21 protein-coding genes and 1 other RNA gene are annotated in these 17,374 nt (G+C 61.9%); 10 read left to right on the plus strand and 12 right to left on the minus strand.

From position 1 onward, the window contains the following. Position 1: 1 nt before the first annotated feature. Positions 2–607, minus strand: a complete 606-nt coding sequence (recR, locus tag V8P77_RS19820; protein WP_335913902.1) for a recombination mediator RecR — start codon at positions 605–607, stop codon at positions 2–4. Positions 608–664: 57 nt separating this feature from the next. Between recR and V8P77_RS19825 the strand changes: the two genes are divergently transcribed. After that, a complete protein-coding gene (locus tag V8P77_RS19825) occupies positions 665–1,282 on the plus strand; it encodes an MOSC domain-containing protein (protein ID WP_335913903.1) in 618 nt (205 codons plus the stop codon). 27 nt (positions 1,283–1,309) lie between these two features. Here V8P77_RS19825 and V8P77_RS19830 read toward each other — a convergent pair whose 3' ends face one another. The 3 genes from V8P77_RS19830 to ffs all read right to left on the minus strand — a co-directional run bounded on the left by V8P77_RS19830 (position 1,310) and on the right by ffs (position 3,675). After that, complete coding sequence (locus V8P77_RS19830; protein ID WP_017966464.1) at positions 1,310–1,633, minus strand: YbaB/EbfC family nucleoid-associated protein; 324 nt, start codon at positions 1,631–1,633, stop codon at positions 1,310–1,312. A gap of 22 nt (positions 1,634–1,655) precedes the next feature. Beyond that, positions 1,656–3,533 carry a DNA polymerase III subunit gamma/tau gene (locus V8P77_RS19835; protein WP_335913904.1) on the minus strand — a complete coding sequence of 626 codons (1,878 nt, stop codon included), beginning with the start codon at positions 3,531–3,533 and terminating at the stop codon, positions 1,656–1,658. A gap of 45 nt (positions 3,534–3,578) precedes the next feature. Next, positions 3,579–3,675, minus strand: an RNA gene (gene ffs, locus V8P77_RS19840) — signal recognition particle sRNA small type. Positions 3,676–4,034: 359 nt separating this feature from the next. On the opposite strand from ffs, the gene V8P77_RS19845 reads away from it, so the two are divergent. From V8P77_RS19845 to V8P77_RS19865, 5 genes are all read left to right on the plus strand, one after another. Beyond that, positions 4,035–4,445: an HIT domain-containing protein gene (locus tag V8P77_RS19845; protein WP_335913905.1), complete on the plus strand. Its 411-nt coding sequence runs from the start codon at positions 4,035–4,037 to the stop codon at positions 4,443–4,445. Then, positions 4,442–5,401, plus strand: coding sequence for an NAD(+) diphosphatase (gene nudC, locus V8P77_RS19850; RefSeq protein WP_335913906.1), 960 nt, complete (start codon positions 4,442–4,444; stop codon positions 5,399–5,401). Before V8P77_RS19845 ends, nudC begins: the two co-directional genes overlap by 4 nt. Before the next feature lie 4 nt (positions 5,402–5,405). After that, positions 5,406–6,101 carry a helix-turn-helix transcriptional regulator gene (locus V8P77_RS19855; RefSeq protein ID WP_077977152.1) on the plus strand — a complete coding sequence of 232 codons (696 nt, stop codon included), beginning with the start codon at positions 5,406–5,408 and terminating at the stop codon, positions 6,099–6,101. A 71-nt stretch (positions 6,102–6,172) separates the two neighbouring features. Further along, on the plus strand, positions 6,173–6,433 hold the full coding sequence (locus V8P77_RS19860) for a hypothetical protein (protein WP_335913907.1): 261 nt from the start codon (positions 6,173–6,175) through the stop codon (positions 6,431–6,433). A gap of 139 nt (positions 6,434–6,572) precedes the next feature. After that, entirely contained in the window at positions 6,573–6,941 is a 369-nt protein-coding gene (locus V8P77_RS19865) for a VOC family protein (protein WP_017962745.1), read from the plus strand. Positions 6,942–7,054: 113 nt separating this feature from the next. Here V8P77_RS19865 and V8P77_RS19870 read toward each other — a convergent pair whose 3' ends face one another. Together V8P77_RS19870 and V8P77_RS19875 are read right to left on the minus strand one after the other, a co-directional pair. Further along, complete coding sequence (locus V8P77_RS19870; RefSeq protein ID WP_003544355.1) at positions 7,055–7,909, minus strand: prephenate dehydratase; 855 nt, start codon at positions 7,907–7,909, stop codon at positions 7,055–7,057. A 10-nt stretch (positions 7,910–7,919) separates the two neighbouring features. Next, positions 7,920–8,675 (minus strand): 3-deoxy-manno-octulosonate cytidylyltransferase, encoded by a 756-nt coding sequence (locus V8P77_RS19875; RefSeq protein WP_335913908.1) that lies wholly within the window; start codon positions 8,673–8,675, stop codon positions 7,920–7,922. A gap of 154 nt (positions 8,676–8,829) precedes the next feature. Between V8P77_RS19875 and V8P77_RS19880 the strand changes: the two genes are divergently transcribed. Next, a complete protein-coding gene (locus V8P77_RS19880) occupies positions 8,830–9,393 on the plus strand; it encodes a c-type cytochrome (RefSeq protein ID WP_222270124.1) in 564 nt (187 codons plus the stop codon). A 68-nt stretch (positions 9,394–9,461) separates the two neighbouring features. On the opposite strand, the gene V8P77_RS19885 is transcribed toward V8P77_RS19880, so the two are convergent. Continuing rightward, positions 9,462–10,409 carry an AEC family transporter gene (locus V8P77_RS19885; RefSeq protein WP_335913909.1) on the minus strand — a complete coding sequence of 316 codons (948 nt, stop codon included), beginning with the start codon at positions 10,407–10,409 and terminating at the stop codon, positions 9,462–9,464. Between the two features lie 416 nt (positions 10,410–10,825). Here V8P77_RS19885 and V8P77_RS19890 point away from each other — a divergent pair, with 416 nt between their 5' ends. Next, the gene (locus tag V8P77_RS19890) at positions 10,826–11,818 is read left to right on the plus strand and encodes an adenosine kinase (protein WP_003544362.1); all 993 of its coding nucleotides are present in this window, start codon (positions 10,826–10,828) and stop codon (positions 11,816–11,818) included. On the opposite strand, the gene V8P77_RS19895 is transcribed toward V8P77_RS19890, so the two are convergent. Next, positions 11,811–12,350 (minus strand): SH3 domain-containing protein, encoded by a 540-nt coding sequence (locus V8P77_RS19895; protein WP_335913910.1) that lies wholly within the window; start codon positions 12,348–12,350, stop codon positions 11,811–11,813. The two genes, V8P77_RS19890 and V8P77_RS19895, sit on opposite strands and share 8 nt — an antisense overlap. 185 nt (positions 12,351–12,535) lie before the next feature. Between V8P77_RS19895 and V8P77_RS19900 the strand changes: the two genes are divergently transcribed. Next, positions 12,536–13,537, plus strand: coding sequence for a 2-hydroxyacid dehydrogenase (locus V8P77_RS19900; protein WP_335913911.1), 1,002 nt, complete (start codon positions 12,536–12,538; stop codon positions 13,535–13,537). A gap of 33 nt (positions 13,538–13,570) precedes the next feature. Here the strand turns inward: V8P77_RS19900 and V8P77_RS19905 are convergent, their stop codons facing one another. The 3 genes from V8P77_RS19905 to recF are packed head-to-tail and all read right to left on the minus strand — an operon-like array spanning position 13,571 to position 15,986. Further along, complete coding sequence (locus tag V8P77_RS19905; RefSeq protein WP_335913912.1) at positions 13,571–14,044, minus strand: GNAT family N-acetyltransferase; 474 nt, start codon at positions 14,042–14,044, stop codon at positions 13,571–13,573. Continuing rightward, positions 14,041–14,865: a molybdopterin-synthase adenylyltransferase MoeB gene (locus tag V8P77_RS19910; RefSeq protein ID WP_335913913.1), complete on the minus strand. Its 825-nt coding sequence runs from the start codon at positions 14,863–14,865 to the stop codon at positions 14,041–14,043. Before V8P77_RS19910 ends, V8P77_RS19905 begins: the two co-directional genes overlap by 4 nt. After that, positions 14,862–15,986, minus strand: a complete 1,125-nt coding sequence (recF, locus tag V8P77_RS19915) for a DNA replication/repair protein RecF (RefSeq protein WP_335913914.1) — start codon at positions 15,984–15,986, stop codon at positions 14,862–14,864. Before recF ends, V8P77_RS19910 begins: the two co-directional genes overlap by 4 nt. A gap of 450 nt (positions 15,987–16,436) precedes the next feature. Between recF and V8P77_RS19920 the strand changes: the two genes are divergently transcribed. Then, a complete protein-coding gene (locus V8P77_RS19920; protein WP_168304640.1) occupies positions 16,437–16,802 on the plus strand; it encodes a helix-turn-helix domain-containing protein in 366 nt (121 codons plus the stop codon). 160 nt (positions 16,803–16,962) lie between these two features. On the opposite strand, the gene V8P77_RS19925 is transcribed toward V8P77_RS19920, so the two are convergent. Continuing rightward, the gene (locus V8P77_RS19925; protein WP_335913915.1) at positions 16,963–17,163 is read right to left on the minus strand and encodes a hypothetical protein; all 201 of its coding nucleotides are present in this window, start codon (positions 17,161–17,163) and stop codon (positions 16,963–16,965) included. Positions 17,164–17,374 lie beyond the last annotated feature (211 nt).

Consider the following 17,374-nt stretch of genomic DNA (forward strand, 5'->3'; position numbering starts at 1 on the left):
CTCATATCACAGTCCGCGCCCGAAGTGCGGCCGCAAGCGTGCCCTCGTCGAGATAGTCGAGCTCGCCGCCGACGGGTACGCCATGCGCCAGCCGCGTGATCTTCACGTCGAGCCCCTGCAACTGATCGGTGATGTAGTGCGCCGTCGTTTGTCCCTCGACCGTGGCATTGACCGCGATGATCAGTTCCCGGATGCCGCCTTCGCCGAGCCGGTCGATCAGGCCGCGAATGTTGAGATCGTCAGGACCGACCCCGTCGAGCGGCGACAGCGTGCCGCCGAGCACATGATAGGCGGCGTTCATCGCACCTGCCCGCTCCAGCGCCCAGAGATCCGATACGTCCTCGACGACGATGATGACGGATTGATCGCGTTGGACGTCGGTGCAGACAATGCAGGGGTCGACCGTATCGACATTGCCGCAGCGCGAGCAGATCTTCACCTTGTCATAGGCCTCGCCCATTGCATTCGACAGCGGGCCGAGCAGCTGGTCCTTTTTCTTGATCAGATGCAGTGCCGCCCGGCGCGCCGAGCGCGGCCCGAGGCCCGGCACCTTCGCCAGAAGCTGGATGAGTTTTTCGATTTCGGGTCCGGTGACTCGTTTTGCCATGCGCCGTTCTTAACTGATATGGAACGAAAACGGAATCGCGGAAGGATCGGCCATCCCATGAAAATCCTGGCCCTGTGCACCGGCAATCCGGAAAGACTGCCGGGCAAGAGCTACAAGACCGGTATCTTCAAACACGCCGTCAACGGCGCGGTGATGATCGACGCCGAAGGTCTGGTCGGCGATGCGATCTGCAACCGCAAACACCATGGCGGCGTCGATCAGGCGGTCTATGTCGAGGGATCACTGACGCTCGACTGGTGGGGCAGGGAGCTCGGCGGGCCTTATGAGCCCGGCACTTTCGGCGAAAACATGGTGATCTCAGGCCTCGACAATCGCGACGTCTGCGTCGGAGACCGGTTCACATTAGGCGAGATCATCCTCGAAGTCACCGCATGTCGCATCCCCTGCGCCACCTTCGCCGCCAGGATGGCCGATCCGAAATTCGTCAAACGCTATACGGCCGCTGCTCGTCCCGGCATCTACTGCCGCGTCATCCAAGGTGGCGTAGCCGAGGCTGGGATGCCTGTTGATCATCGACCCTTTGCGGGAGAGAAAGTCACGATGCCGGAGCTGATAAAAACGTTCGGCCGCCGTCTGTCAGAGGCGGACCGATCGCGATATCTCGCCGCACCGATCCACTACAAGCTGAGAGCCTTGTTGCAAGCCGAGTATTGACCGTCCCGGGGTATACGCGACGATTGCTCAGAATGGCAGCTTGAAGCCCGGCGGGATCGGCAGGCCTGCCGTCAGGGCCTTGGTCTTTTCGGCGGCCAGCGCCTCGGCCTTGTCCTTGGCGTCCTTGTGGGCGGCGACGATCAGGTCCTCGAGGATCTCGACATCGTCTTCCTTGAACAGCGACGGATCGATCTTCAGGCTCTTCAGGTCGCCCTTGCCCGTGATGACCACGGCGACGAGACCGCCGCCCGCTTTGCCTTCGGCCGTGAGCTCGGCGATCTCCGCCTGCATCTGCTCCATCTTGGCCTGCATTTCCTTGACTTTGCCCATCATGCCCATGATGTCGCGCATCGTCTTGCTCCTTCTTGAAACCTCAGAATTCTATGTCGTCGCCCGGCAGGATGTCACCTTCCTCGGATTCGGCGGCGGCCGGCGGCGTCGCCTCGCCTTCCTCCTCCGGTTCGGGCGCCCGTACGCGTACGTCGATGATCTTGGCACCGGGAAAATGTGCAAGGATTGCGGCCACGTCAGGGTCCTGGCGCGCGTCGATCACATGCTGTTCCCGCGTCCTGGCCTCCGCTTCGACAAGCGTCGGCTGGCCCTCGTCGCGGCTGAGGCTGACGATCCAATGGATGCCGGTCCATTCCTTCAGCTTGACGGCAAGCTCGTTGAGCAGCGTCGTCGGCGCACCGGGAGCCAGGCTGACGTCGAGCCGGCCGGCTTCGATCCGGACCGGGCGCAGGAAGGTGCGCACCATCGCCTTCAGCTTCGGATCGCGTTTCTCGGTGGCGAGGTTGACGATATCGTTGACCGAATTGACCGGGACGAGCGGCTTCGGTGCCTCCGCCGGTTTTGGCTCGATCCGCCCGACAGGCATCGTCTCTGGTTGGCTGCTCGGCACGGCACGCAGCATCGCCACCGGCGCGGAAGAGGGCGGCTGGCTCGGCGCGGTTTCTGCTGCACGCGCCGCGACACTGCTTTGATAAGGAACCCGTGTACCGTTGCCGCCGCCATTGCCGGACGGCGGAGAGGAGGGCCGTGTCCCGGCATTGTCGCCGGAAAATTCCGCCAGCCGCCGCGCCGCGTCCTCGGGCGCCGGCAGATGCGCGGCATGCGCAAGCCGGATCAGCACCATTTCGGCCGCCCCTGCCGTCCGCGACGAGCCTTCCGTTTCCGGAATGCCTTTGAGCAGCATCTGCCAGATGCGCGACAGCGTGGTCACTGCAACGCTCTTCCCAAATTCCGCCGCCTTGGTGCGCTCGACCTCGCTGAGCGAAGGATCGTTTGCTGCATCCGGCACATATTTCAGCCGCGTCACCAGATGGGTGAAATCGGCAAGATCGGTCAGCACTACCACCGGATTGGCGCCGGCTTCGTACTGGTTCTGGAACTCGCCGAGAGCGGCGGCCACATCGCCTTTGACGATATGCTGGAAGAGATCGACGATCCGGGCGCGATCGGCAAGGCCGAGCATGCTGCGCACAGCTTCCGCCTGCACGACGCCCGCGCCATGGGCGATCGCCTGGTCGAGCAGCGACAGGCCGTCGCGCGCCGAGCCTTCGGCCGCACGCGCGATCATCGCCAGCGCGTCGGCTTCCGCGTCGATGCCTTCCTTGGCCGCGATCGTCGTGAACAGCCCGACGAGATCGGAGGCGCTGATGCGGCGCAGGTCGAAGCGCTGGCAGCGCGACAGCACGGTGATCGGCACCTTGCGGATCTCGGTGGTGGCGAAGATGAACTTCACATGCTCCGGCGGCTCTTCCAGCGTTTTCAACAGGCCGTTGAAGGCCTGCGTCGACAGCATGTGCACTTCGTCGATGATATAGACCTTGTAGCGCGCCGAAACCGGCCGGTAGCGCACCTGCTCGATAATCTCGCGGATATCGTCGATCCCGGTATGGGAGGCGGCATCCATCTCGATCACGTCGACATGCCGGCCTTCCATGATCGCCTGGCAGTGCTCGCCCGGCGTGCGAAGGTCGATCGTCGGCTTGTCGATCTCTGATGTCTTGTAGTTCAGCGCCCGCGCCAGGATGCGCGCCGTCGTCGTCTTGCCGACGCCGCGCACGCCGGTCAACATGTAGGCTTGCGCGATGCGGCCGGTCTCGAAGGCGTTGGTGAGGGTGCGGACCATCGGCTCCTGGCCGACCATCAGGTCCGTGAAATCCTTGGGGCGGTATTTGCGGGCCAGCACTCGGTATCCGGTGCCCGTCGAGGCGGCATCTTTTGATTGTCGCTCGGTGTCGCTCATCGCCCTGCTTGTCGCCCGGACTGTCGGGCACTTCGTGGAGAGAAGGTGGGAGGCTGGCACGATGACCCGTGCCGGGCTCGTTAGGGCTGCTTCCTTCCGGACCTGACCCGGTTGGCGAGTGGCTCGTCCACCACCAACCTCCCGGATGCACATATCGGCAATATCGTCATCAAAAGCAAGCCAACATGCAAAAAAACTGCTAGAGCCTTTCCCGATCAGATTGCAGCATTCTGCCGGAGCAGATTTTCGTCAGGGCAGAGGCGATTAGCGAAGGGCATACCGCTTGGTACGTCCGAGCCGATCGCCTCTGTCCTGGCGGAAAGATGCCCGGCCCTTCGGGTTGGCTGAAACGGGCCGGCTGATCGACCGGCCGGCTTGGCCGTAGAGCTTGGCTACGACGCGCGCCGGCCGGTCGACCATCCGACTCCGTTTGAGCCAACAGAATGTTGCAATCTGACCGGGAAAGGCTCTAGTCCTAGGAAAAGACAGGAGGAATGCCCTTTGAACGGTTTCGTGCTCGACCCCAGGCTGGAAAATGACAGCGTCAGCATCATGGTCACTGGCCTCTGCGATCTGAGATTGTCGAAGGACGCGCGCTGGCCCTGGCTTATTCTCGTGCCTCGCCGGGTTGATATAACCGAAATCTTCGAGCTGACGCCGCTCGACCAGGTGCTGCTTGCCTTCGAGACGGAGCTGGTCGCCAAGGCGCTGAAGAAGATCACCGGCGCGACAAAAATCAATGTCGGGGCTCTTGGCAACATCGTCCGCCAGCTTCATGTTCATGTCATTGCCCGCTTCGAAGGCGATGCCAACTGGCCGGGTCCCGTCTGGGGCTTCGGGCGCGCGGAGCCCTACGAAGACGGAAAGAGAGACGAATTTACAGCGAAGCTGCGGGAAGCCCTGTCATCATGAGTCATTCGCTTTTCGATTCGGATGTGCCTCATCCGGAACCCAGCAATCTCACGGCCTTTGCCGCCAACGATCTCAACCGCGATTCCGAGCATCGCGACGAACAATCCGTCGAAAAGGCGCTGGCCAAGGAAGGCACCCATATCTTCGCCTTCGCGGCAGATAAGCTGGTGCTGAAGCATGACGGCCAGGTGCTCGATCCGCTCTTTGCCCGCTACGAGCTGCAGGAATTGCAGCCGAACTGGAACGAGACCATACTTCTCGGCTTCCGCAAGACCGGCGAGCCGCGCCTTGCCGTTCCCGTCCGCATCGACGTCGACGACCTCACCAGCCACTACAAGCCTGCCGACGGCCGCACGCTGTTTCGCGAAATGCTGATCGACGAGGTGTTGCTCGGTGAATTCGCCCAGGCCGCAAGCCTCATCCGCTGGAATGGCGACAACCGCTTCTGCGGCCGCTGCGGCTCGGCGATGGAGATCCACATCGGCGGCTACAAGCGCGTCTGCGCAGCCTGCGAACACGTGATCTTCCCCCGCACCGATCCTGTCGTCATCATGCTGACGGTCGACGAGCAGCGCGACCTCTGCCTGCTCGGGCGCAGCCCGCATTTCGCGCCCGGCATGTATTCCTGTCTTGCCGGCTTCCTCGAACCCGGCGAGACCATCGAGAACGCCGTGCGCCGCGAAACGCTGGAGGAATCGGGCATCCGCACCGGCCGCATCCGATATCACGCCTCGCAGCCCTGGCCGATGCCGCATTCACTGATGATCGGCTGTTACGCCGAGGCGAAATCCACCGAAATCAGCCGCGACGAGACCGAGCTGGAGGATTGCCGCTGGTTCACCCGCGAGGAAACGATCGAGATGCTGGAACGCCCGAGCGCGACAGGCAAGGCCTCTCCGCCGAAAGGGGCGATCGCCCACCGCCTGATGCGCGACTGGGTGGAGTGGAAGCGATAGCGCCATGCCGGTCGCCCGCTCGGAACGGCTGTTGACGCTGCTCCAGACGCTCCGGCGTTACCGGCGGCCGGTGACCGGCACGGTGCTGGCACAAGAGACCGGGGTCAGTCTGCGCACGCTCTATCGCGATATTGCCAGCCTGCAGGCCCAGGGCGCGATGATCGAAGGCGAAGCCGGCATCGGTTATGTGCTGAAGCCCGGCTTCATGCTGCCGCCGATGATGTTTTCCGAAGAAGAGCTGGAGGCATTGGTGCTCGGCTCGCGCTGGGTGGCCCGCGCCGCCGAGCCACGCCTTGCCGGCGCCGGCGCCGATGCACTGGCCAAGATTGCCGCCGTGCTGCCGGCCGATATGCGCGAGATGATCGATTCGGCAGCACTTTTCGTCGGTCCCAAACGCAGGGACGAGGACAAGGCTGACGTTTCGGCCATCCGCAGGGCGATCCGCCTGGAGCGTATCCTCGAACTGCATTATGGCGACGAGCAGGGCCGTATCTCGCGCCGCCGCGTCTGGCCTTTCGGGCTCGGCTATTACGAGCATGTGCGCGTCCTCATGGCCTGGTGCGAACTGCGCCAGGATTTCCGCCATTTCCGCACCGATCGCATCATCGATATGGCGTTGCACGAAGTGCGTTATCCGCGCCGCCGCACGGTGCTCCTCAAGGAATGGCGCGAGACGCAGGACGTGCAGATGGAGAACTGAACGCTGCTGCCATAAACTGTCAGCAGATGGAGTTATTATCAGTCTCAATCCACCAGGAAGGAGTACTGATCATGGTAACGCCTCCAGCCATTCATTTCACCAACGACCGTTTTGCGGCCGAGTCCTTTGCCGATGTCATTTCGGCCGAGACTTTTGCCGATGTCCACCAGTCAGCGCGCTCCGGCCTGCTGCACCTGGTTATGGGTGTTTTCCGCTTTCGCAGGGGAAACCGCACCAGCCTCGACCTTGAAACAACCCCGGACTACCTGAAGCGCGACCTCGGCTTCATTGATGGACGCGACCCGCATTGCGAGGACCGTTTCCCGCTCTAGGCCACCCCAATCCTTATTAACATTCCACCCGGACGAGAAGAGGGCGTTGCGATCGCAACGCCCTCGGTAGTCTGCTGCCATTCATTGTCAGCAGACGAGATCTCTCGCGGCGCAATTCGTAAACAACGGGAGAACCGAAATGACCAGCCCCAATCTCATCATTCTTTACGTCAAGGACCCGGCTGAAAGCGCCAGCTTCTACCGGAATCTGCTGAACCGCGAACCGGCGGTGGAAGCGCCGAATTTCGTCGCTTTTCCGCTTGAGGGCGGCTTCACGCTCGGCCTCTGGCGGCGCAGCAAGGTCGAGCCGCAGCCCTCCGCCATCGGCAATCGCGGCGAAGTGGCCTTCATGGTCGAAGGAGAAAATGCCGTCGCCAGGCATTATGAGGACTGGCGCCAGCGCGGCCTGCCGATCGCCCAGGAACTGACCGAACTGGATTTCGGCCCGACCTTCGTCGTGCTCGACCCGGATGGGCATCGGCTGCGTGTCTGTGAACCGGATAAATAATTCAGGCGACTTGCGGGGCTTGCCTTGGAGCATGATGCCGAAAAGTGTCAGCGGTTTTCGGACAACATCATGCTCTAACTATTTAATTTAGAACAGGATGACTTCATCCTGTTCTAAAGCAGGCCTCGCATCGCATGCCCCTTGTAAACGCCGAGGATGCGGACTTTCTCGGAAAAGAACCGCAGTTCCTCCAACGCCCGGCGCACGTTCGGGTCGTTCGGATGGCCTTCGATATCGGCGTAAAACTGCGTCGCCACGAATTTACCGCCGAGCTGGTAGCTTTCGAGCTTCGTCATGTTGATGTTGTTGGTGGCAAAACCGCCGAGCGCCTTGTAGAGCGCGGCCGGAATGTTGCGGACGTTGAAGACGAAGGTGGTGACGACCTTTTCTTCCGCCGAATTCCGTTGCGCCCATTCCTCGTCGCGGGACAGGACGACGAAGCGTGTGACGTTGTTTTCCGTATCTTCGACATTTTCGGCGATGATCTCGAGCCCGTAGAGATCGGCGGCAAGGCGTGGCGCCAAGGCGGCCATCGAGCGGTCGCCGGTTTCCTGCACGAGTTTCGCCGCCCCCGCCGTATCGCCGGCGATCACCGGCTTCCAGCCATTGGCGCGAACGATCTTGCGGCACTGGCCGAGCGCGTGGATATGGCTGTGCACCGTGCGGATCTCGTCCTTGGTAACACCGGGCAGCACCATCAGTTGGAAGCGGATCGGCATGAAATATTCGCCGATGATGTGCAGCCGCGACTCCGGCAGCAGATGGTGGATATCGGCGACGCGCCCGGCGATCGTGTTCTCGATCGGGATCATCCCGATATCGGCGTCGCCGTTGTCGACCGCCGTAAAGGCATCCTCGAAGGTCTGGCAGGGAAGCGGCTCCATGGTTGGAAACATATCGCGGCTGGCCATGTCGGAATTGGCGCCGAATTCGCCCTGGAAGGCGATCCTGTTGGTCTTGATGTTCATGATGATTCCGTCAGTTCGGCTTTGCGGAGAGGATGCGCCGCGCTCTTTCGAGGTCGGCGGGAGTATCGACACCGAGTGGAACCGTGTCAACGATCTCCGCGTCGATGCGCATACCAGCTTCCAGCGCCCGCAGCTGCTCCAGCGATTCGCGCTTTTCGAGCGTCGAGAGGCCGAGCGAGACGAAGCGTTCGAGCGCTGCGCGGCGATAGGCATAAAGGCCGATATGATGGTAGAGCGGCCCCTGGCCGTAAGGGGCGGTTGCGCGGGTGAAGTAGAGTGCGTGCAGCCGGTTGGCTAAAATCGGCGAGCCGACGATCTTGACGATGTGCGGCGCGGTCTTGTCTTCCTCATTGTCGATTTCGGTCGTCAGCGTACCGATATCGACCGCCTCGTTCTCGAGCGGGCGCAACGCCGCGCGCACCGTTTCCGGATCGATCGTCGGCAGATCGCCCTGGACGTTGACGATGATTTTCGCTTTTCCGTCCGGATCGACTTTCGTCAGCGCCTCAAAGATCCGATCGGAACCCGATTGATGGTCTGCACGAGTCATGACGACTTCGAAGCCGGCGGCGGCCACGGCATCGAACACCCTTGCGTCGTCGACAGCGACGACGACGCGGCCAATGGCGGCCTCCCTGGCGCGCATCGCCACCTGGACGATCATCGGCAGACCGCAAATATCGGCCAGCGGCTTGCCCGGAAGCCGGGTGGAGGCCATGCGCGCCGGGATCAATACGAGCACGCCGTCTAAATTTGAATCACTCATGGTTCGGGCCTTCTATTCCGGGCTGAAAAGTGTCAAAAAGTCTCACGCACAAGACCATTTAGACAGTTGCAACGATCACCCAAAAGACATAGGTTCCGCGCGATTTCAAGATGGTCCGGTTTATGGTCTGCCGGCTGCAAGGGGAGCATTGCAGATGAATTCATACGTCAATACGGCTGTTGGGGCGCTGCTCGGAACGATTTTCGTTCTGATGTCTGTCTCCATCGCGTCCGAGGGGATCTTCCATTCCGAAGCACCGGAAAAGGAAGGTTTCGCGATCGTTGCCGAAGAGGCGCCTGCTGCTGGCGGTGAGGCTGCGCCTGCCGTTGCCGTTCCGATCGCGCAATTGCTCGCTTCTGCAGATGCCAAGGCCGGCGAAGTGGTCTTCAAGAAGTGTCAGGCTTGTCACGACGCCACCAAAGGGGGACCGAATAAGGTCGGTCCCAACCTCTTTGGTGCCGTTGATCGCCCGATCGCCTCGCATGAAGGCTTCGCCTATTCCGCTGCCATGAAGGATTTCTCCAAAGGCGGCAGCGAGAAGTGGACCTTCGAAAATCTCAACAAGTTCCTGCTGGCGCCGAAGAAGGACATTCCAGGCACCGCCATGGGCTTCGCCGGTCTGGCGAAGGATCAGGACCGCGCCAACGTCATCCTCTACCTGCACACGCTTGCCGATTCGCCGGTGCCGCTGCCGGATCCGAACGCCGCGACGCAGTAGCACGCCAGACAATCGCAAGACATCGAAGCCCGGCCCGTAAGCCGGGCTTTTCTTGTGCGGATATCAGCTCAGGCGCCGAGGAAATAGGCCCAGAGCGAGACCGTGATGGCGCCGAGCGCCGTCGTCACCGTGATCGTTGAGGCGGCAAGGCTGTGACCGACGCCGAAGCGATTGGCAATCAGCCAGGCGTTGACACCTGTCGGGACGGAGGAGGTCAGCACGATCGCTGCCGTCCATTCGCTGCTGAGATCGAGCAGATGGCTCGCCGCCCAGACGCAGCCGGGCAGGAGCAGCAGCTTCAGGCTCGAGGTAACGCTGGCGATGCCGAGATTGCCGGAGACGCCGTATCTTTCCAGCGCCATGCCGAGCGATATCAGCGCCGCCGGGCCGGCAATGCCGGCGATCTGCCCGACGACCGTTGCCAGCGTTGTCGGCATGGTGAGACCGGAAAGGTGCATGGCCATGCCGGCCGCAAGCCCGATCACCAGCGGGTTGCGCACGAGGTTGACTGCGATCTGGCGAAGCACGAGCACCATGCTGCGATCGCTTTTGCCAGCGATCTTGCGCTCGGCATGCTCCATCAGCACCGTGCCGGCGACCATCATGACGGGCAGATGCACGGCAAGCAGGATCGACAGCGCCACCAGCCCTTCGTCGCCGACGGTCCGCTCGACCAGCGGCAGACCGATGAAGATATTGTTGGCGAAAGCCGAGGAAACGCCGGCCAGCACGCCGATCCGTTCGTCGCGGCCGAAGAGGCGGGTGGCGGCGATATGGCCGGCCGTCCAGGTGATGGCGACGCCGGAAAAATAGACGATCCAGAGGCGGAAGGGCGAGGCGCCATGAAAATCCGCTTCGGCGATGGTGCGAAAGAGCAGAAGCGGCACGGCGATCTTGAAGACGAATTCGCTGAGCGCTTCGCCGACATTCGACGCCATCAATCCGCTGCGCACGATCACCCAGCCGATGAGAATCAGAATGAAGACGGGAAGGACGTCGAAAATGATGGCTGACATAGGGGAGGCTGCTCTGCGCGGGGGGAGTATTCGACGTCTAGCAGCAAACTGCTTGGTTTGAAAAGGCAATCGCCGTCCAATCAAGCACATCGGCAAAACAAAAAAAGCGGGCATAGCCCGCTTTTCCGCTCCGGTCTTGCCGGAAACCCGGATCACGAAGCTGCCAGTTCATCCGTGGTCAGCATCGCGCCGGTAAGATCGAAGGGGTCATCCCTCGTGCGCCCGGCTGCAACTGAAAGCTGCTCATGCCGGTCTTCTTGCGAGTATTTCTAGATATTGAAAATGACAGGGACATGACGAATAGGCGGCACTTTTGCGAAGAAATAGAGAGGCCATCCACCATTTATCCTTCCAAACCGCCGAAATTTCGCTAAGACCAAACCCCGGCTATCACAAACTCCGGGACCCCCCATTTCATGACAAGATTCGATGTTCTGACAGTCGGCAACGCAATCGTGGACATCATTGCCCGTTGCGACGACCAGTTCCTCATTGACAACCAGATCACCAAGGCGGCGATGAACCTCATCGATGCCGAACGCGCCGAACTCTTGTATTCGCGCATGGGACCGGCGCTCGAAGCCTCCGGCGGCAGCGCCGGCAACACGGCGGCGGGCGTGGCGAGCCTCGGCGGCAAGGCTGCCTATTTCGGCAATGTCGCCCAAGATCAGCTCGGTGACATCTTCGCGCACGACATCCGCGCCCAGGGCGTCCACTACCAGACCCGGCCGAAGGGCACCTTTCCGCCGACGGCGCGCTCGATGATCTTCGTCACCGAGGACGGCGAGCGTTCCATGAACACCTATCTCGGCGCTTGCGTCGAGCTCGGCCCGGAAGACGTCGAGACCGACGTCGTGGCCGACGCCAAGGTTACCTATTTCGAAGGTTATCTCTGGGATCCGCCACGCGCCAAGGAAGCGATCCTCGATTGTGCCCGCATCGCCCATGAAAACGGCCGCGAAATGTCGATGACGCTGTCCGACAGCTTCTGCGTCGACCGGTATCGCGGCGAATTCCTCGATCTGATGCGCTCCGGCAAGGTTGATATCGTCTTCGCCAATCGCCAGGAAGCGCTGTCGCTCTACGAGACCGATGATTTCGAGGAGGCGCTGAACAGGATCGCCGCCGATTGCAAGATCGCCGCCGTGACGATGAGCGAGGATGGCGCCGTCATCCTGAAGGGCCGCGAGCGTTTTTACGTCGATGCGATCAGGATCAGGGAAGTGGTCGATACGACAGGTGCCGGCGATCTTTTCGCCTCCGGCTTCCTCTATGGCTACACGCAGGGACGCTCTCTCGAGGATTGCGGCAAGCTCGGTTGCCTGGCTGCCGGAATCGTCATCCAGCAGATCGGCCCGCGCCCGATGACCTCGCTTTCCGAGGCCGCCAAACGGGCAGGGCTTATTTGAAGGCTTCGCCGGGATAGGCGCCCCAGATTTCCGACTGCGCCACCCAGCCCGAGGCGCCGTCGGATTCGGCGCGGCACCAGTCGCCGTTGCATTCGCCGATCGTCAGCATCACGCCGGGTTCGAGCTTCGCGACGATCGAGGCGGAGGGCTGCGCCTCGCGGCGCAGATTGACATAAATGCCTTTGCCCTTGGTCTTCATCCACGGAGCGGCGATCGCCGCGCGTTGGCCTGATAGCAGCGACTGGTTGACCCAGCCTTCGGTGCCGTCGGCATCGCGGATGCGACGCCAATTGTCGTATTCTTGGATGATTTCCACCGGTAGGCCGGATTTCAGGTACATCCACGACACGGCGTAATCTGTTCCCGGACCGATGCGCAGGTTGACGCGCTTGGATTTCAGCGTGACGAAACGCGGCAATGGCAGTCCGCTTGGCCCCTTGGCCGCCTGCGCATGGGCGAACTCGACGGTTCCAATGGACGCAGCCAGAGCGATGGCAAGGGCGAGGCAGGACTTCAGGACTTTGCTGCGCATGGAAGTTTCCGTTTGCTCGAATTCGCGGGCAGGCCCGGCCTGCTCGCGCTCCGGGCTCTGACATTCCCCGGCTGCACCACGAGTTTTGTTTGTCTTCGCGTGCGGGTCTGGTAGAAAATGCCCGGAATGGGAAAATTATCACCCCTCTTGGTTAAAGACCTCTGAACAAGGCACCACAGGCAGCCATGACAGCGAAGAAAAAACCGAAGGTCTACATCACCCGCAAGCTGCCGGATGCCGTCGAAACCCGCATGCGCGAGCTCTTCGACGCCGAGCTGAACATCGACGACGCGCCGCGCTCCGTTCCCGAGCTGATCGCCGCGGTCAAGGCCGCCGACGTTCTGGTGCCGACTGTCACCGATCGCATCGACGCGGCGCTGATCGAACAGGCGGGACCGCAGATGAAGCTGATTGCGAGCTTCTCCAACGGCACCGATCACATCGACGTCGAGGCGGCGGCGCGCAAGGGCATCACCGTCACCAACACGCCGAACGTCCTGACCGAGGACACCGCCGATATGACCATGGCGCTGATTCTCGCTGTTCCGAGAAGGCTCGGCGAAGGTGCGCGCGTGCTGACCGACAAGCCCGGCGAATGGGCAGGCTGGTCTCCGACCTGGATGCTCGGCCGGCGCATCCACGGCAAGCGGATCGGCATCGTCGGCATGGGCCGCATCGGCACGGCGGTGGCCCGCCGCGCCAAGGCTTTCGGCCTGTCGATCCACTACCACAACCGCAAGCGCGTCAATCCGGCCGTCGAGGATGAACTGGAGGCGACCTATTGGGAAAGCCTCGACCAGATGCTTGCCCGCGTCGATATCGTTTCGGTCAATTGTCCGTCGACGCCGGCGACCTTCCACCTGATCTCGGCTCGTCGTCTGGCGCTACTGCAGCCCACAGCCTATCTCGTCAACACCGCGCGCGGCGACGTGGTCGATGAAGCAGCGCTGATCAAATGCCTGAGGGAGGGCCGGATCGCCGGCGCCGGCCTCGACGTCTTCGAAAACGAGCCTGCCGTCAATCCGAGGCTCATCAAGCTCGCCAATGAGGGCAAAGTCGTGCTGCTGCCGCATATGAGTTCGGCGACGATCGAAGGCCGGATCGACATGGGCGACAAGGTCATCATCAATATCCGAACCTTCATCGACGGCCATAGACCTCCGAATCGGGTACTGCCGGGTCGTTGAAGGGCGCGTCGAGCTGGATTCAGGCGACGCGCATCAAGACGCAAGAACCTTGCGCATCTCGATGAACGTCGTCCTGGCAAAGCCGGGATGGGCCTTTTCGGCGGTTCTGGAAAATCCGCAGGCGGCAAAGACGGCGTGATTGTCGGTGAGTTCGATCCGCGTTTCCAGACGCAAGGCGGGAAGGCCGAGCGCCGCAGCGGTCTCCTCGGCTGTTGTCAGCAGCCGTTTGCCGAGGCCCTTGCCCTGCACCTCAGGCAGAACGGCGAGCTTGCCGACATAGAGACAATCGGCCTCCGGCCGCAGGAAGAGACAGCCGATCAGTTTTTCGCCGTCGATGGCGACATGGCCGATCTCGGTCCCGGCCTTTTCGGCCAGCGATGCGGTCGTCAGCTTGAGCGCCGAAGATGGCGGGTCGATCCTGCCGTTCATGGCGGCGAAGGCGGAAAGGATCAGCGCCAGCAGTTCATCCCAGCGCGTGAAAGTCTGATCAAGCGGAACAATCCTCATCCCGCCTGTCTCTGTGTTGTACGGCGTCGTTTGTAGCGGATGGTGTCGAAGCGGGCCGAGAGCGCGTCATAGAGCAGCAACCGTCCGACCAGCGGTTCGCCGGTGCCGGTGACGAGTTTGATCGCCTCCATCGCCATCATCGTGCCGATGACGCCGGTCAGCGCGCCGATGATGCCGGCCTCGGCGCATGCGGGAATCAATCCGGCCGGCGGCGCTTCCGGAAACAGGTCGCGATATCCAGGATTGGGTGTTCCGTCCTCAGCCGATTCATAGGGCTTGAGAACAGTCAGCGAGCCGTCGAAGCGCCCGACGGCGCCGGCGACGAGCGGAATGCGCGCTTCATCAGCCGCATCGGCGGCGGCATAGCGGGTGTCGAAATTGTCGGAGCCATCGATCAGCAGATCGAATCCCGAAAGCTGACGGCGGGCAGCCTCCGGGGAGAAGCGTTCCTCGAAGCGGATCAGTCGGACATGCGGATTGAGCCTGGCGATGGCGAAAGCAGCGCTCTCCGTCTTCAATTCGCCGATTGTGCCGGAATCATGGATCACCTGGCGCTGCAGGTTCGACAGCGACACCCGGTCGTCGTCGACGATACCGAGCGTGCCGACGCCGGCTGCGGCCAGATATTGCAGGACCGGCGCACCGAGGCCACCGGCGCCGATCACCAGCACGCGGGCGGCTTTCAGTTTCTGCTGGCCGGCGCCGCCGATCTCGGGCAGCAGGATGTGGCGGTGATAGCGCGCGATTTCTTCCGGGCTGAGCGGTTCCATGGCGCCGATGTTATCATGACGCCCGACGCCGGGAAAAGCCGCCTCCGTCATTCGAACACCCTTCCGTCGGCCACGGTGAAAAATTGCGCCCTTTCGCCGAGTGATGAAAACATCGCGCGATCCGTTCCAGTCATGAAGGCCTGACCGCCGAGCCCGTCGATAAGGTCGAATAACGCGGCGCGGCGGCCCTCGTCGAGGTGGGCCGCGATCTCGTCGAGCAGCAGGATCGGCGCATGGCCGGTGAGATTGCCGACGAGCCGGGCATGCGCAAGCACCAGGCCGACAAGCAGCGCTTTCTGCTCGCCGGTGGAGCAACGCTCCGCCTCCATCGCCTTTTCGCGGTGATGCACGATGAGATCGGCCCGGTGCGGCCCCTCAAGCGTGCGCCCTGCGCCGGCATCGCGGTAGCGGCTCTCCGCCAGCATCGCCGCGTAGTCGTCCTCAAGGTCGACCGAGGGGCGCGAGAACTGGCCGTCCATGAAGCCCGAGAGCTGCAGCGATGCCGAAGGGAAGGGCGACGTTTCGCGGGTTTCCTCGATCAGCCGGGTCAGCAGGCCGAGCATCTCCTGCCGGGCGAGCGCCATGGCGATGCCGAGGCTTGCCATCTGCTCCTCGATGCCGGCAAGCCAGGAAGGGTCGAAGCGGCCTTCGTCCAGCAATTTGTTGCGGCTGCGCATGGCGCGCTCGAAATCGCTGGCGCGGCGGCCATGGGCGGGATCGAGCGACAGCACCAGCCGGTCGAGAAAGCGGCGCCGGTCGGAAGAGGCGCCGGTAAAGAGGCCGTCCATCGCCGGTGTCAGCCAGAGAAGGCGCAGGTGATCGGTCAGTTCGTCGGCAGTCTTTGCCGTCGTGCCATTGATGCGCAGCCTGCGGGCGATGGTCTCCTCGTTCGTTTCAATGCCGGTGCCGATCTCGACGTCGCCCTCCATGCCGTCGAGCGCGGCGAAGATCGAAAAGCCGCCGGCCGCGCCGACCCGGGTAATGTCGCCATAAGCCGCGCGGCGCAGACCGCGGCCGGGCGAAAGCAGCGAGACTGCCTCCATGAGATTGGTCTTGCCGGCACCGTTGTCTCCCGTCAGCACGGCATGCCGACCATCAAGGGTAAGGGCCGCCGCCGCATAGTTGCGGAAGTCTGTCAGCTTCAGACGGGAAAGAGAAACCTTGTGCGGCATCGAATGTCCGGAATCGTAAAGCGTGACAGCTAAGCCGAAGCGGCGCTGATGGCAAGGCTGGCAGCTTTTTGGCAGTGGATCGGTACCGCCGCTGCTGGCGGACGTCAGGACGCGGCGGCTGGCGCCACGCAGGACATATATTCCGGATGATCCCGTGACCGAAGTCCTTGTGTCCGACATCCTCCCGATGGAATGGCAGCCACGGCGCTTCGAAATTCGGTTAAAAATACAACCATCCGAGATGGCCTGACATCGCCAAACCGATCCCGTCGACAGTCATTGCCAATGTCTTCCAGCGCCGGATATTCAAGGTTTGCCGCCATTCCTCTAAGGCTGCTGACGTAACGTAAAGCCCAAAAAAAGTTGGTTGAATTTTGCAACTGCAGGGTTGAGTTATCCGGTGCAAACGATATGGTAAACGGACCGTTTATGTATAAGAGAGTTGATGAAGTGCCAGATCCGGTTGATATTATCGTCGGTCGCAACGTCAGACAGTTTCGCGCCCTTCGCCGTGTTTCTCAGCTCGAGCTTGGCGAAGCACTCGGACTGACTTTCCAGCAAATCCAGAAATACGAAAAGGGGGCGAACCGCGTTTCCGCCAGCAAGCTGCATCAGATCGCGGTTTTTCTCGACGTCGAGATCTCTGCTCTCTTCGAGGGCGCCGGCATGTCGCCATTCGGTGGCCGTGTCGAACTCAGCCCCGACGCCTATGCGCTTGCGCTGAGCTACGACAAGCTGAACTCACCGGCAGGCAAGGAAGCGGTCAAGACCATCGTCACCCTCATGACGGGCGAAGCAGCCGAAACCGCCGCCTGATTCCACTGCAGCAGGGATCACGGTTCGCACGGAAAAGCACGACATATTCAAGGTCTGGATGATTCCGGACACATGCGGGTGTGCAGCAATATTGGGGGATGACGTGCATCAGCACAAAGACCGAAAGCAGACCGCCTGATTGAGGTTCGATGCTCGCGCTTCAGTGAATCTCGCATTCGTGCAGCGCCATCAGCAGATCGTCCTGCGTCTTGTGGCCGGCATGATAGAGGTCGATCGCGATACTGGCGATGGAAAGGCCTTGCTGGCTGCGAAGCTTGATGTTGCGCTCGGCGCACCATGTGTAGATGGCGCCGGCGAGAACGTCGACGTCTTCGGACTGAGAGGAAAAGGCTGGCGCCATGGTCGATACCCTTGCTTTGGTTGTCCCTCGCTAGAGCGCCGCGCTAAGGACGCTCTATCACTTTGATTGGGCGCATGACCCCGAAAATCGATTCCGTTTCTCGGGGTCATGCACTGACGGAGAGACTGAATTCATTTGGAAAACTTGCAAGCGGCATCATCTGGCTGCGTTAACGCAAGTCATTGTCCCGTCCGCCGCCGTATCGATCCGG

It is taken from the genome of Rhizobium aouanii (genome assembly GCF_037002925.1).
In the GTDB taxonomy this organism is placed as follows: domain Bacteria; phylum Pseudomonadota; class Alphaproteobacteria; order Rhizobiales; family Rhizobiaceae; genus Rhizobium; species Rhizobium aouanii.